This is a genomic window from Nocardia sp. NPDC004123 (assembly GCF_053603795.1).
Genome location: NZ_JBSGGG010000042.1, coordinates 50,195 through 64,026, shown reverse-complemented (window position 1 = coordinate 64,026; position 13,832 = coordinate 50,195). Strand labels below are relative to the sequence as shown.

The following is a 13,832-nucleotide window of genomic DNA, read 5'->3' as shown; positions in this document are numbered from 1 at the left end:
CGTGCCGACGGTCGCGTGCCGAACCGGTTCCGGACGTACCCGAGGAGTTACCCCGGGCGCGACGAAATCGGTTGTCACGTTGGGAGACGATACTGGCCGCCGAACGCTGACTGTGATGGTATGCCGGTTATTCCGCCTATTCCGCGGCGAGGCGGGCGGCGCGGTCGGCTTCGCCCAGGGCGTTGAACAGGTCATCGAGGTTGCCGTCCAGCACCGAGTCCAGGTTGTGCGCCTTGAAGCCGATGCGGTGATCGGCGATGCGGTTCTCCGGGAAGTTGTAGGTGCGGATGCGCTCGGAGCGGTCCACCGTGCGGATCTGCGAAGCGCGGCCCGCGGCGGCGTCGGCATCGGCCTGATCCTCGGCGAGGGCCTGCAGCCGCGCCGCCAGCACCTGCTTGGCGCGAATCTTGTTCTGCAGCTGCGAGCGTTCGTTCTGGCAGGTCACCACCAGGCCGGTGGGCAGGTGGGTGATGCGCACGGCCGAGTCGGTGGTGTTGACGCCCTGGCCGCCCTTGCCGGAGGACCGATAGACGTCGATCCGTAGGTCCTTCTCGTCGATCTCGACTTCCTCGACCTCGTCGGGCTCCGGGTACACCAGTACGCCCGCGGCCGAAGTGTGAATGCGCCCTTGGGATTCGGTGACCGGCACCCGCTGCACGCGGTGCACGCCGCCCTCGAACTTGAGCTTGGACCAGACGCCGTCGCGGGTCGCTTCCTTGCTCTTGATGGAGAAGCTGGCGTCCTTGTACCCGTCCAGATCGGAGTAGGTGACGCCGAGCACCTCGACCTTCCAGCCGTGCCGTTCCGCGTAGCGCAGGTACATACGGGCCAGATCGGAGGCGAACAGCGCCGATTCCTCGCCGCCCTCACCGGATTTCACCTCGAGGATGACATCGTCGGAGTCGTGCGGGTCGCGCGGCGCGAGCAGGTCGGTGAGCTGCTTGTCCAGCTCCTCCACCTGCTCCTGCAGGCCCGGGACCTCGGCGGCGAAGGACGAATCATCGGCCGCGAGCTCCTCGGCGGCGGCCAGATCCTCGCGCGCGGTCTTCAACTTGTTGTAGGTGGCCATGATCGGCCCGAGCTCGGCGAACCGTTTGCCCACGCGCCGTGCCGCACCTGGATCGTTGTGCAGCGCCGGGTCCGCGAGCTGGGTTTCCAGACCCGCGTACTCGGCCAAGATGTCATCGATCGCGGACGGGGCCGCCTGCTTGTCGGCCATGGCGTGTGAGCTCCTTCGAGAACTTGGTTCTGAACATAAGCGAGAGAGGAACCGCCCACTGTTCGCGGCCCGGCTCGATTCTGGACTGACGGAGCGGGGGAGCGAAGCGGAGGAGCGGAGGAGGGAAGATCGGGGTCACGCGGGCCGCGACCGCCTCCACCACCCTGCGACTTGCCGGAGCGAAGCGGAGGCAATTAAACACCGACGCCCGGCCTGCGGTCGCAGGACGGGCGTCGGCGGGACAGCTACTTGGCAGCCTTGTCGCGCTTGCCGTAGCGGGCCTCGAAGCGAGCCACGCGGCCACCGGTGTCCAGAATCTTCTGCTTGCCCGTGTAGAACGGGTGGCACTGGGAGCAGACCTCGACCGTGATCTGGCCCGACTCCTTGGTGCTCTTGGTCTGGAAGGTGTTGCCGCAGCCACACACGACCGTGGTGTCCACGTACGTGGGGTGAATTCCTGCCTTCATGGGTGTCCTTTCGAAAGGCTCCGGGTCGCCTGGCGATGCGAGACGTGAACCGGAACCGACTAGGCATGGTTGCCGACGGAACAGTATATGTGCCGCGAGCGAGTGGTCGTCACGAGGGGTGACACCGCCTTGAACAGGTGGTTGGACCGGTTTGTTCCCGGTCGTTCCCCCATAAAACTACGGGCACGCATATTCCGGGTATTCCAGTGAGGCTGGAAGTCGAGTAGCTCGCTACTCAGGACTACGAACACTCATGTTCATAGAGTTTGTCCAGGTGAGAGTCCCGCGACCATCGGAAGGACGGCAGTGATCAGGAAGGACGCGACGATCGGGGGTGCGTCCCCCGTCACCGTGCACGCCGAGGCCGGGAGGGCAGACCGGCGGCGCGCGGAGCTCGTCGCGGGGGCGATCCTGGTCACACTGACGCTGCTGGCGGTAGCGGGCTGGTGGATGGCTCCCGGAGAGTCCGGCCACGCGGTGGGACCGCTGAACCCGACCCCCATCCCGCTGCGGGGGGACGCCACCCTCACCTACACAGCGGTCACGGCAGCGGACGTGTCCGGTGCCGTGACCGCGCTCATTCTCGGCTTCATGATCGCCGGCAGCGCGCTGATCGGACTGTTCTTCTACAGCCCGCGCCCGGTCCCGGGAAAACCGGAGGCACTGCCGGAACGACGGCGGCGGCTCCGCAGAAGCGGAGCCGCCGTCATCAATAGCCTTGTGCTACAGGCTCATTCGTCGAGTGCGCCCGGGGCGGTCTTGGAGACCGTCATCAGGAACTCGACATTGCTCTTGGTCTTCTTCAACCGGTCGACCAGCAGGTCGATGGCCTGATGTGAATCCAGGCCGGAGAGCACGCGGCGCAGCTTGTGCAGGACCGCGGCCTCGTCGGGCGACATCAGCAGATCGTCGCGGCGGGTGCCGGACGGGTTGACGTCGACCGCCGGGAACACGCGACGCTCGGCGATCTTGCGGTCGAGCTTGAGCTCGGCGTTACCCGTGCCCTTGAACTCCTCGAAGATGACCGTGTCACCGGTGGAACCGGTCTCCACCATCGCGGTGGCGATGATGGTGAGCGAGCCGCCGTTCTCGATATTGCGGGCCGCGCCGAGGAACCGCTTGGGCGGGTACAGCGCGGTGGAATCCACACCACCGGAAAGGATTCGGCCCGAGGCCGGGGACGAGTTGTTGTACGCACGGCCCAATCGGGTGATCGAGTCGAGCAGCACGACGACGTCCTGACCCTGCTCCACCAGGCGCTTGGCGCGCTCGATGGCGAGCTCGGCGACCGAGGTGTGGTCGCTCGGCGGCCGGTCGAACGTGGAGGCGATGACCTCGCCGCGCACCGAGCGCTGCATATCGGTCACTTCCTCGGGACGCTCGTCCACCAGCACCACCATCAGGTAGCACTCGGGGTTGTTCACCGAGATCGCGTTCGCGATGTCCTGCATGATCGTGGTCTTACCCGCCTTGGGCGGGGACACGATCAGCGCGCGCTGACCCTTACCGATCGGCATGATCAGATCGATGATGCGCGTGGTCAGCTTGTTCGGCTGGGTCTCCAGCCGCAGGCGCTGGTTCGGGTACAGCGGGGTCAGCTTGTTGAATTCCGGTCGGCGCTTGGCACTTTCGACGTCCGCGCCGTTGACCGTGTCCAACCGCACCAGCGGATCGAACTTCTGCCGCTGGTTGCTCTGATCGCCGTCGCGCGGGGCGCGGACCGCACCGGTGATGGCGTCACCGCGGCGCAGGCCGTTCTTGCGGACCAGGTTCATCGAGACGTACACGTCGTTCGGGCCGGCCAGGTAGCCGGAGGTGCGGACGAACGCGTAGTTGTCGAGCACGTCGAGGATGCCGGCGACCGGCTGCAGGACGTCGTCCTCGCGGATCTCCATCTCGCGGGCCTCGCCACCGGCGGCGACGCCCTCGCGGTCCCGCCCGCGACGACGCTCACGGAAGCGACGGCCCCGGCGGCCGCGGCCGCCTTCCTCGTCGTCACCGCCGCGATCATCGCGCTGGTTGCCGCGGCCGGCGCCGTTCTGGCTCTGCTGGCTGCGCTCGCCCTGGTCGCGACGCTCGCCCTGGTCGCGACGCTCGCCCTGGTTGCCGCGATCGCGACGGCGCTCGCCGCCCTCCTGCTCGCCCTTGTCGGCGGCGGGAGCCTCGGCGGTCGCCTCGGCGGTGGCGGCGCCACGCTGCTCGCGGCCCCGACGCTGGCGACCGCGGCCGCGCTGGCCACCGTCCCGGCTGTCGTCGCCGCCCTCGGCGCGGGCACTCTCGCCCTCTTCGCGCTTGGATTCGCGAGTCTCCGAAGCGTTTTGGCGCGACTCGGTGTCGGCCTTGCGCGCTTCGACCTTGTCCGCGTGGCCGGCCTTCGCCTCCGCCTTCACCTCGGCCGAGGCCGGAGCGGAGTCGGCAACAGCAGCGGCCTTCTTCACCTCGCGCGCGGGGGCCGGCACGGACTCTCCGCCGTTCGGCGCGTCCTCGGCCTTGGCCTTCGCGTTCCGCGTGGGCTTGCCGCCGGTGGCGGCAACAGGCTTGGCGCCCCCGGCCTGGTTCTCCTTGATAGCGGCGATGAGATCACCCTTACGCATCCCGGAAGTGCCTCGGATACCGAGCTCTCCCGCAAGCGCACGCAACTGCGGCAACAACATTCCAGTCAGCCCCGATCGTGCGACGTCAGTTTGTTCGCTCATCTTCGAAATCTGTCCGGAGTCACTTTCGCGGCTACCCGAGGACGCTGAATCGCTATCCGTCCCGGGTGTCGCGAGCAGGTCCGTATCTGTCACGGAAATCCTTTCCTTCCCTCGACCGCCGTGTGCCTGTTCGAGGGTTCCTCCTGCAGTCCGGTCACATGCCGGACTCGGATGCCGTATCGCCTGTCCCGCCGGGCCGGTGGGGTTGCCACCACGTGGGCTTCGCCACCGAGTGCTGGTGCTCATCCAACTGACAAGGTGGGAGAGATCATTCCAGTTGACTGGCTACCCCCAAGTTTCGAGCCTCAAGCCTCGAGCCTGAGCAAGGAGCCTCTGGAGCGATTTGCCCTGATGAAGCACCGGCGTCTGACGCGCACGATGTACGGACTCGCTCAGGATAGCTCCCACCTTTTGCATCGGCAAGGCAGGCGCGCTGTCAATCCACCGAGACGCCGCCGGCGATGCCCGGCTCGAGAACGCGCATGCCGTCCGCGATTGCGAGTTCGCGCAGTTCTTCGGGGAATTCGCTGGTCGCGAAGGCGAGCACGGTCGGGCCCGCGCCCGACACGGTGGCCGCGATGCCCGCGGCGCGCAATCGCTCCACCCATTTGGTGGTGAGCGGCAACGCCGAGGCGCGGTAGCCCTGGTGTAGCCGGTCGGCCGTGGCGGGAAGCAGCAGGTCGGGCCGCTGCGTCAAGGCAACTACCGCGAGGGCGGACCGGCTGGCATTGAAGGCCGCGTCCACGTGCGGAACCGTCTCCGGGAGCAGACCGCGGGTGTGCGCGGTGGCGGAACGCTCCTCGGGAATGAGCACCACGGGCCGCAGCGAGGGATGCGGCTCCAGCCGCACCGCGCGGTACAGACGGGCGTGATGCGCGTCGGCACTGCCGTTTTCGTCCGCCGAACGGTCGGTTTCCGTCCAGCACACCACGAATCCGCCCAGCACGCTGGCGGACGAATTATCCGGGTGGCCTTCGAATTCACCGGCCAGCTGGACCAGCACGTCATCGCCGTAGGCCAGCTCCGGATCGAATTTCGCGGCCAGCCCGCGCCCGGCCGCCAGGCCGCCCACCGCGGCCGACGCCGACGAGCCCATGCCCCGCGAATGCGGAATCACGTTGCGGCACACCACGTCCAGGCCGTCGGCCCAGACGCCCGCGGCCTGCAGGCCGCGCTCGACGGCGCGCACCACCAGATGCGAAGGGCCCCAGGGCACATCGTCGGCGCCCTCGCCCTCCACCCTGATGGTCAGTCCGGAGTCGGTGGTGGACACCGTGATCTCGTCGTACAGCCCCAAAGCGATTCCGAGGGAATCGAAACCCGGGCCCAGGTTGGCGCTCGACGCCGGAACCCGCACGGTGACGGAGATTCCGGCGGGCAGCGTCCGCGTCACGCCGGTGCCTCGCTGGCGCTCGGCACCGTCGTACCGCGAAGCGGCTGTGACATGGTTCCCTCGCTCCGCTCGCTCACGGAGCTGACCATCACGAGAATTCAACTCAGGCCAGCTCGAGTTCGTGGGCCACGGCGACCGGGTCGACCGCTATCGGCGTCACCTCGGGCATGCCCTTGAGCGCGTTGTCCGGATCCTTGAGGCCGTTGCCGGTCACCGTGCAGACCACGGTGAGGCCGGAATCCAGCCAGCCCTCGGCGCGCGCGGCCAGCAGACCCGCCACCGAAGCGGCGGAGGCGGGCTCCACGAACACGCCCTCCTTGGCCGCGACCAGGTGATACGCGGCCAGGATCTCCTCGTCGGTGGCCGCGCGGAACGCGCCGCCCGATTCCGTCTTGGCGTTCATGGCGCCGTTCCACGACGCGGGCGCGCCGATCCGGATGGCGGTGGCCACGGTCTCCGGGTTCGCGACCGGGGCTCCGTTGACCAGCGGCGCGGCGCCGGCGGCCTGCACACCCAGCATGCGCGGGCGCGAGCTGGTGATGCCGTCGGCGTGGTACTCGCTGTAGCCCTTCCAGTACGCGGTGATATTGCCCGCATTGCCGACCGGCAGCACGTGCACATCGGGCGCCTTGCCCAGCGCGTCCACGATTTCGAAGGCCGCGGTCTTCTGGCCCTCGATGCGGGCCGGGTTGACCGAGTTCACCAGGCCGACCTCGGGGAAGTCCGCGGTGACCTTGCGGGCCAGCTCGAGACAGTCGTCGAAGTTGCCGTCCACCTGAATGATCTTCGCGCCCAGCATGACCGCCTGGGCCAGCTTGCCCATGGCGATCTTGCCCGACGGGATCAGCACCGCGCAGTGCAGGCCGGCGCGGGTGGCGTACGCCGCGGCCGAGGCCGAAGTGTTGCCGGTGGAGGCGCACAGCACGGCGGTCTTGCCGTTGTACTTCGCATCCGTCATGGCCATGGTCATGCCGCGGTCCTTGAAGGAACCGGTCGGGTTCGCGCCCTCGACCTTGAGATACACCTCACAGCCGGTCAGCTCGGAGAGGTGATGCGCGGGCACCAGCGGGGTGCCGCCCTCGAAGAGAGTGACGGCTTCCCAGTCAGCGGGAATCGCGAGCCGATCGCGGTAGGCGTCGATCAGACCCGGCCACGGCGTATGCACGGCTGTCGCGCGTGCGATTGCACTCATTCCTCGGTGCCTTCCAATCTCAGAACACTGGTCACGGACGTGACGGAGTCCAGTTCGGCCAATGCGGCAACGGTATCCGCAAGCGCGGATTCCTGCGCATGGTGGGTCACCACGACCAGGCGAGCGCCGACGTCGTGGCCTTCCTGCCGGACCGTCGAGATGCTCACACTGTGCTTGGCGAATTCCCCGGCGACCGCTTCCAGCACACCGGTGCGGTCGGCCACCTGCAGGTTCACGTGGTAGCGGGTCGGGGTGTCGCCGATCGAAGCGATCGGCAGCTCAGCATAGACCGATTCGCCCGGAGCGCGGCCACCGTAGAACTTGTTGCGCGCCGCCATCACCAGATCGCCCATGACGGCCGAGGCGGTCGGCGCGCCACCGGCGCCCTGACCGTAGAACATCAGCCGGCCGGCGTTCTCGGCCTCCACGACCACGGCATTGAACGCTCCGTTGACCGCGGCCAGCGGGTGCTTGCGCGGGATGAGGGCGGGGTAGACGCGCACGGAGATCTTCTCCTTGCCGCCGTCGTCGGTGACGCGCTCGGCCATGGCCAGCAGCTTCACGGTGCAGCCCACGGCCGCCGCGGTCTCCAGATCCTCGGAGGTGATCTTGGAGATGCCCTCGCGGTACACATCACCGGAGGTGACGCGGGTGTGGAAGGCCACAGAGGCGAGGATGGCGGCCTTGGCGGCAGCGTCGTAGCCCTCGACGTCGGCGGTCGGGTCGGCCTCCGCGTAGCCCAGGCGGGTGGCCTCGGCCAGCACGTCGTCATAGTCCGCGCCGGTCTCGGCCATGGCCGAGAGGATGAAGTTGGTGGTGCCGTTGACGATGCCGACCACGCGGTTGACCCGGTCGCCGGACAGCGACTGGATGAGCGGGCGGATCACCGGGATGGCCCCGGCGACGGCGGCCTCGAAGTACAGGTCGGCGCGGTTGGATTCGGCCGCGGCGGCCAGCTCGCCGGTGTAATCGGCGAGCAGCGCCTTGTTCGCGGTGATCACCGACTTGCCCTTGGTGAGCGCGGACTTGATCAGGTCGCGGGCCGGGTCGATGCCGCCCATGACCTCGACCACGATGTCCACGTCGTCGCGGGTGACCAGGGCCTCGGCATCGGTGGTGACCAGCTCGGCGGGCAGGCCGCGGTCCTTGCTCAGGTCGCGCACCGCGACACCGCGCAGCACGACCGGAGCGCCGACCCGGTTGCACAGGTCGTCGGCGTGGTCACGAAGGATGCGGACCACCTCCGTGCCGACCGTGCCCATGCCGAGGACGGCCACGCCAATGGGATGATCCTGTCCCCACACGCCGCCGTTTCTGTTCTCGGTCATGCCTTCACCTCCAAGCTGAGTAGGTCCTCCACCGTTTCGCGGCGAAGGATCAAGCGCGCCTTGCCATCTCGCACCGCGACCACCGCGGGCCGGGTGAGCATGTTGTAGCGGCTCGACATCGAGTAGCAGTACGCGCCGGTCGCGGCCACCGCCACCAGGTCGCCCGGGCCCACATCGGCCGGGAGCCAGGTGTCACGGATGACGATATCCCCACTCTCGCAATGCTTTCCGACCACTCGCGCGACCACCGGACCGGCCTCGCTGGAGCGCGAGACCAGGCGGCAGTCGTACTCGGCCTGGTACAGGGCGGGACGGATGTTGTCGCTCATGCCGCCGTCGACGCTCACATAGCGTCGGCGATTACCACCGTCGAGCACAACATCTTTGATGGTGCCGACCTCGTAGAGGGTGACGGTGCCGGGACCGGCGATGGCGCGGCCCGGCTCGACCGCGATGGTCGGCACCGGCAGCCCGGCCCGCTCGGCCTCCTCGGCCACGATGCGGCGCAGGTTGGCGGCGAAGCCGTCCAGGGCCGGCGGATCCTCGTGCGGCAGGTACGAAATACCCAGGCCGCCACCGAGATCCAGCACGCGCATCTGTTCGGCGCGTTCCATGCCGAACTTGTCGGCGACCTCGCGCAGCAGGCCCAGCATGCGGCGGGTGGAGATCTCGAAGCCGTCGATCTCGAAGATCTGCGAGCCGATGTGCGAGTGCAGGCCGACCAGGCGCAGATTGTCGGACTCGAAGACCCGGGCGATGGCCTGCATGGCGTCGCCGCCCGCGATGGAGAAGCCGAACTTCTGGTCCTCGTGCGCGGTCGAGATGTACTCGTGGGTGTGGGCCTCCACGCCGACGGTGACGCGGATCAGCACGTCCACCACCTTGCCGGCGCGCTTGGCCACCGCCTCCAGGCGCTCGATCTCGATCAGCGAGTCGACGACCACGTCGCCGACGCCCGCCCCGACCGCCATCTCCAGCTCGGGCACCGATTTGTTGTTGCCGTGCAGGGCGATCCGCTCGGCCGGGAAGCCGGCGTGCAGCGCCACCGACAGCTCGCCGCCGGAGCACACGTCCAGGTGCAGGCCCTCGTCACGGATCCAGCGGGCGACCTCGCCGCACAGGAAGGCCTTGGAGGCGTAGTGGACTCGCGCGCCGTCACCGAAGGCGCGGACCATGTCCCGGCAGCGGGAGCGGAAGTCGTCCTCGTCGATCACGAACAGCGGGGTGCCGTACTCGGCGGCCAGCTCGTGCACCGGCACGCCCGCCAGCCGTACCACGCCGTCGGCGTCGCGAGCAGCGTTGCGCGGCCACACATTCGCGGGCAGCTCGATCATCTGCGCGGGTGCGCTGGGCCGCTCGGCGAGCGTGGGCGCGTGCGGGATGTCCGCATGGCGGGGTCCTGCGGGGTGGGCACTCATCTACATACGCTCCGGTGCACTGACGCCTAGGAGGCCGAGGCCGTTGGCGAGAACCTGACGGGTGGCTTTGACCAGCTCGAGGCGAGCGGCATTGAGCGGGGTGACCACGTCGTCGCCCTGCGGGATGACGCGCAGCGTCTTTTCGGACTGGAAGGGGTGGTAGGCCCCGGCGAGTTCCTCGAGGTAGCGCACGACCCGGTGCGGCTCCCGCATCTCGGCGGCGGTGGCCACCACGCGCGGGTACTCGCCCAGCGTGCGGATGAGCGCGCCCTCGCGGTCATCGGTCAGCAGCGCGAAATCCGGTGTGACCGAGGCGTAGTCGAACGCGGCCGCGTTGCCGAGGATCTGGTTGGTGCGCGCGTGCGCGTACTGCACGTAGTAGACCGGGTTCTCGCTGTCCTGCCGGGTCCACAGGTCCAGGTCGATGTCGATGCTGGAGTTCACCGAGGAGCGCACCAGCGAGTACCGCGCCGCGTCCACGCCGATCTGCTCGACCAGGTCGTCGAGGGTGACGACGGTGCCCGCGCGCTTCGACATGCGAACGGCGGCACCATCTTTCACCAGGTTCACCATCTGGCCGATGAGCACCTCGACGGTGTCCGGGTTGTCGCCGAACGCGGCCGCGGCGGCCTTGAGACGGCCGATGTAGCCGTGGTGGTCCGCACCGAGCATGTAGATGCACAGATCGAAACCGCGCGAGCGCTTGTTCTGGAAGTAGGCGATGTCACCGCCGATGTAGGCGGACTTGCCGTCGCTCTTGATGACGACGCGGTCCTTGTCGTCGCCGTATTCGGTGGAGGCGATCCACCAGGCGCCGTCCTTCTCGTAAAGCTTGCCGGACGCCTTCAGCGTCTCGATGGCCTGCTCGACCGCGCCGGAGGCGAACAGCGAACTCTCGTTGAAGTACACGTCGAAGTCGGTGCCGAAGTCGTGCAGCGTCTGCTTGATGTGCGCGAACATGAGCTCGACGCCCTCGCGGCGGAACAGCTCGTGCCGCTCGGCCTCCGGGAGTTCCAGCACACCCGGGTTGGCCTTCACGACGGTGTCGGCGATCTCGTTGATGTACGCGCCCGCGTAACCGTCCTCGGGGGTCGGCTGTCCCAGCGCGGCGGCCACCAGCGAGTTGGCGAAGCGGTCGATCTGCGCGCCGTGGTCGTTGAAGTAGTACTCGCGGGTCACGTCCGCGCCCTGGGCCGCCAGGATCCGGCCGAGCGCGTCGCCGACCGAGGCCCAGCGGGTTCCGCCCAGGTGGATCGGGCCCGTCGGGTTGGCGGAGACGAATTCGAGGTTGATCTTCGTGCCCCCGAGAGCGTCCCCGGTGCCGAACTTCGCACCGGCCTCGAGGATCTTCTCGACGATCGCGCCCTGCGCGGCCTTGGCCAGGCGAATGTTCAGGAAGCCCGGTCCCGCGACCTCGGCGGCCTCGATGCCCTCGGCGGCCGACAACGCCTCGGCCAGCAACGTCGCGAAATCGCGGGGGTTCATTCCCGCCTTCTTGCCTACCTGCATGGCCACATTCGTGGCATAGTCACCGTGCTCGGGGTTGCGGGGACGCTCCACCTTGACCTCGTCGGGCAGGATCGCAGGGTCCGATCCGCGTTCGACAAGTACCTTCGCTGCGGTAGCACGAAGGAGATCTGCAAGGTCAGCTGGAGTCACGAGTCACTATCCTATGGTCTGAGCAGGTGAACGCCGCGAGCGGGCACCACCGGGCAGGTGCCCAGCAAACGAGGCGGCCGCGTCGTTTGATTGTCCGACACGTCGAAAAGAGCACAACAAGCATGCCGAGCAAGACCAGTGCCAAGTCGGCCAAGGCCATCAAGGCCGCGGGCAAGTCGGCCGGATCGTCCAGGAAGGGCGGTCGCGGCGGCAGCCTGGGCGGTAAGCGTCAGATTCCGTGGCTCATGATCGGGGCCGTGGTCTGCATCCTCGCCCTCATCGGCGGCATCGCCTGGGTGCTGGTGCCCAAGATCCAGGACAAGCAGGAGCAGGACAAGTACACGCCGTCCGCCCAGAAGAAGGATCCCTCGGATCAGATTCCGGGCGTGGTGAAGAAGGACTACGCGGCGGGCATGCACGTCGCGGCCACCCAGCGCGTGAACTACGACCAGTCCCCGCCCTTCGGCGGTCCGCACGACGGCTCGTGGGCGGCCTGCACCGGCGTGGTGTACGCCAAGGCGATCCGCACCGAGAACGCGGTGCACTCGCTCGAGCACGGCGCGATCTGGATCGCCTACAACCCGGACAAGGTCGATCAGGCCGGCATCGACACCCTGAAGTCGAAGGTCAAGGGCAAGCCCTACAGCCTGATGTCGCCCTATCCCGGCCTGGACACCCCGATCTCCCTGCAGTCGTGGGGTCACCAGCTGAAGCTGAACAGCGCCGACGACAAGCGCGTCGGCGAGTTCATCACCGCGCTGCGCCTGAATCAGTACGCCTACCCGGAGGTCGGCGCGGACTGCGCGAACCCGACCTTCAACACCGACAACCCGCCGGCCTTCGACCCGACCCCGCCCGGCCCCGACGCGGTGCCGATGGACGGCAAGGGCCTGCAGCAGGACGCGAGCGAGCTGGGTGGCGGCGGCGGCATTCCGGGCATGCCGGCCGGCGGTATCCCGGGTCTCCCGAACGGCGTGCCGGGTCTGCCCACCGATGGCACGAGCCTGCCCGGCGGCATCCCGTCCATCCCGGCCCCGACCGACGGCCCGACCCAGCCGGAGCAGCCGGCTCCGACCCAGTAGTGCCGCCGTTCATGTCCGATATCCCAGATCGCAGCTCCGAGCCCGATCCCGCCGCCGAACCGGTGCCGCAAACACGCCGCAATCAGCAGCCCGCTCTGCTCGCGATCGGGGTGGTCGCGGTGCTGCTCATCGGTTTCATGGCCGGACTGCTGGTGGGCAATGCCATGCACCACGGCCCGGAGACGCCGGGCGCGGTGGATGTCGGCTTCTCCCAGGACATGTCGGTGCATCACGCGCAGGCGGTGCAGATGTCGGGCATCGCACTGTCGGGGACCACGGACCCGGCGGTGAAGCGGCTCGCCTACGACATCCTCACCACGCAGGCCAATCAGGCCGGTCGCATGCAGGGCTGGCTGCAGCAGTGGGACAAACCGCTCATCTCCCCCGACGGCTACATGGGCTGGATGACGGACATGTCCACGCACGAGCATTCCGGCACCGCCATGCACTCCGGCGCGGTCCAGACCATGCCCGGCATGGCGTCCGATCAGGAGATGGCCGCCCTGGGCCAGGCCACCGGCCCGGCACTGGATGCGCTGTACCTGCAGCTGATGCTGCGCCACCACCAGGGCGGCATGCCGATGATCGAGTACGCCGCCCAGCGCGCGGACACCGACGCGGTGCGCTCGCTGGCCGAGAGCATGGCCAAGACCCAGAAGAGCGAGGCCGATCTCATGACCCAGATGCTGGCCGAGCGCAAGGTCGCACCCCTGCCGATGAACTGAACCAGCACCTCCGACGAACACGGACCGGGCACAGAAACGCCCGGTCCGTGTTCGTTTTTGGCGCAGCGCGAGCGATGCGATACGCTGTCCCAGCCCGACCGGGAGACCGGACGGGACCATCCCCGCCCTCGTAGCTCAGGGGATAGAGCGTCTGCCTCCGGAGCAGAAGGCCGCAGGTTCGAATCCTGCCGAGGGCACCACAGTAAGGCCCCGACCGTGGATCACGGTCGGGGCCTTACTCGTTCGCGGAGGCGGCGGGCCGTTTCGGCACCGAATGACTGACTTATCGTGCCATCGTGACCGATTGGGATTCCGATTCGAGGACTCGGGAGCAAAGGTAGTAGCTGTGCATCGCGGTGTCCGGTTGTGCAGGAGGCAGCCGGACACCGCGAGCGCGTTTTCTAGCCAGGATGATGTCGAATTCTCCTGCACTGGAATCGATCTCGGTAATAGCCCGGGGGCCTGGTGCCGGTGACGGTCGAGTACGAGCTCGCGCCGCCGGCACGACGTCGCGACGCATCGGGCGGTCAGGCCGCGTATTCCAGCGCCATCGCCGCGATCACCGGGACCATGTAGAGCATGGGGAACGGGACGTGGCCGTAGGACTTGGCGCGGACGATGGTGATGATGGCGCCGGTGAAGTACAGCACGAT

Annotated in this window: 12 protein-coding genes and 1 tRNA gene; 4 read left to right on the top strand and 9 right to left on the bottom strand. The window is 68.1% G+C overall.

Annotated features, from left to right (window positions below; genetic code table 11):
- Positions 1 to 136 precede the first annotated feature (136 nt).
- Complete coding sequence (gene prfA / locus ACWEQQ_RS42095) at positions 137 to 1,219, bottom strand: peptide chain release factor 1 (protein WP_452344128.1); 1,083 nt, start codon at positions 1,217 to 1,219, stop codon at positions 137 to 139.
- 245 nt (positions 1,220 to 1,464) lie between these two features.
- Entirely contained in the window at positions 1,465 to 1,686 is a 222-nt protein-coding gene (gene rpmE, locus ACWEQQ_RS42090) for a 50S ribosomal protein L31 (RefSeq protein ID WP_040856062.1), read from the bottom strand.
- 306 nt (positions 1,687 to 1,992) lie between these two features.
- Here rpmE and ACWEQQ_RS42085 point away from each other — a divergent pair, with 306 nt between their 5' ends.
- Entirely contained in the window at positions 1,993 to 2,520 is a 528-nt protein-coding gene (locus ACWEQQ_RS42085; protein WP_452352168.1) for a hypothetical protein, read from the top strand.
- On the opposite strand, the gene rho is transcribed toward ACWEQQ_RS42085, so the two are convergent.
- The 6 genes from rho to argS all read right to left on the bottom strand — a co-directional run bounded on the left by rho (position 2,418) and on the right by argS (position 11,372).
- Positions 2,418 to 4,475 (bottom strand): transcription termination factor Rho, encoded by a 2,058-nt coding sequence (gene rho, locus ACWEQQ_RS42080; protein WP_452352167.1) that lies wholly within the window; start codon positions 4,473 to 4,475, stop codon positions 2,418 to 2,420. The genes ACWEQQ_RS42085 and rho overlap by 103 nt on opposite strands.
- 343 nt (positions 4,476 to 4,818) lie before the next feature.
- Positions 4,819 to 5,775 carry a homoserine kinase gene (gene thrB / locus ACWEQQ_RS42075; RefSeq protein WP_452344131.1) on the bottom strand — a complete coding sequence of 319 codons (957 nt, stop codon included), beginning with the start codon at positions 5,773 to 5,775 and terminating at the stop codon, positions 4,819 to 4,821.
- 103 nt (positions 5,776 to 5,878) lie between these two features.
- Entirely contained in the window at positions 5,879 to 6,967 is a 1,089-nt protein-coding gene (thrC, locus tag ACWEQQ_RS42070; protein ID WP_452352166.1) for a threonine synthase, read from the bottom strand.
- A complete protein-coding gene (locus ACWEQQ_RS42065) occupies positions 6,964 to 8,295 on the bottom strand; it encodes a homoserine dehydrogenase (RefSeq protein ID WP_452344132.1) in 1,332 nt (443 codons plus the stop codon). The genes thrC and ACWEQQ_RS42065 overlap by 4 nt, the downstream gene beginning before the upstream one ends.
- Positions 8,292 to 9,713, bottom strand: coding sequence for a diaminopimelate decarboxylase (gene lysA / locus ACWEQQ_RS42060; protein WP_379390882.1), 1,422 nt, complete (start codon positions 9,711 to 9,713; stop codon positions 8,292 to 8,294). Before lysA ends, ACWEQQ_RS42065 begins: the two co-directional genes overlap by 4 nt.
- Positions 9,714 to 11,372 (bottom strand): arginine--tRNA ligase, encoded by a 1,659-nt coding sequence (argS, locus tag ACWEQQ_RS42055; protein WP_452352165.1) that lies wholly within the window; start codon positions 11,370 to 11,372, stop codon positions 9,714 to 9,716.
- Between the two features lie 122 nt (positions 11,373 to 11,494).
- On the opposite strand from argS, the gene ACWEQQ_RS42050 reads away from it, so the two are divergent.
- The 3 genes from ACWEQQ_RS42050 (at position 11,495) to ACWEQQ_RS42040 (ending at position 13,379) form a co-directional block, all read left to right on the top strand.
- Entirely contained in the window at positions 11,495 to 12,454 is a 960-nt protein-coding gene (locus ACWEQQ_RS42050) for a DUF3105 domain-containing protein (protein WP_452352164.1), read from the top strand.
- A gap of 11 nt (positions 12,455 to 12,465) precedes the next feature.
- Positions 12,466 to 13,179, top strand: a complete 714-nt coding sequence (locus tag ACWEQQ_RS42045) for a DUF305 domain-containing protein (protein WP_452352163.1) — start codon at positions 12,466 to 12,468, stop codon at positions 13,177 to 13,179.
- A 124-nt stretch (positions 13,180 to 13,303) separates the two neighbouring features.
- Positions 13,304 to 13,379: transfer RNA gene (locus ACWEQQ_RS42040), tRNA-Arg, on the top strand.
- A 327-nt stretch (positions 13,380 to 13,706) separates the two neighbouring features.
- On the opposite strand, the gene ACWEQQ_RS42035 is transcribed toward ACWEQQ_RS42040, so the two are convergent.
- Positions 13,707 to 13,829, bottom strand: a complete 123-nt coding sequence (locus ACWEQQ_RS42035; RefSeq protein WP_452352162.1) for a hypothetical protein — start codon at positions 13,827 to 13,829, stop codon at positions 13,707 to 13,709.
- Positions 13,830 to 13,832 lie beyond the last annotated feature (3 nt).

Excerpts from the sequence above, each read along its gene's own strand:
- ACWEQQ_RS42065 (WP_452344132.1), bottom strand. The coding sequence starts at position 8,295 with ATGACCGAGAACAGAAACGGCGGCGTGTGGGGACAGGATCATCCCATT.
- prfA (WP_452344128.1), bottom strand. The coding sequence starts at position 1,219 with ATGGCCGACAAGCAGGCGGCCCCGTCCGCGATCGATGACATCTTGGCC.
- ACWEQQ_RS42045 (WP_452352163.1), top strand. The coding sequence starts at position 12,466 with ATGTCCGATATCCCAGATCGCAGCTCCGAGCCCGATCCCGCCGCCGAA.
- thrC (WP_452352166.1), bottom strand. The coding sequence starts at position 6,967 with ATGAGTGCAATCGCACGCGCGACAGCCGTGCATACGCCGTGGCCGGGT.
- lysA (WP_379390882.1), bottom strand. The coding sequence starts at position 9,713 with ATGAGTGCCCACCCCGCAGGACCCCGCCATGCGGACATCCCGCACGCG.
- rpmE (WP_040856062.1), bottom strand. The coding sequence starts at position 1,686 with ATGAAGGCAGGAATTCACCCCACGTACGTGGACACCACGGTCGTGTGT.
- ACWEQQ_RS42050 (WP_452352164.1), top strand. The coding sequence starts at position 11,495 with ATGCCGAGCAAGACCAGTGCCAAGTCGGCCAAGGCCATCAAGGCCGCG.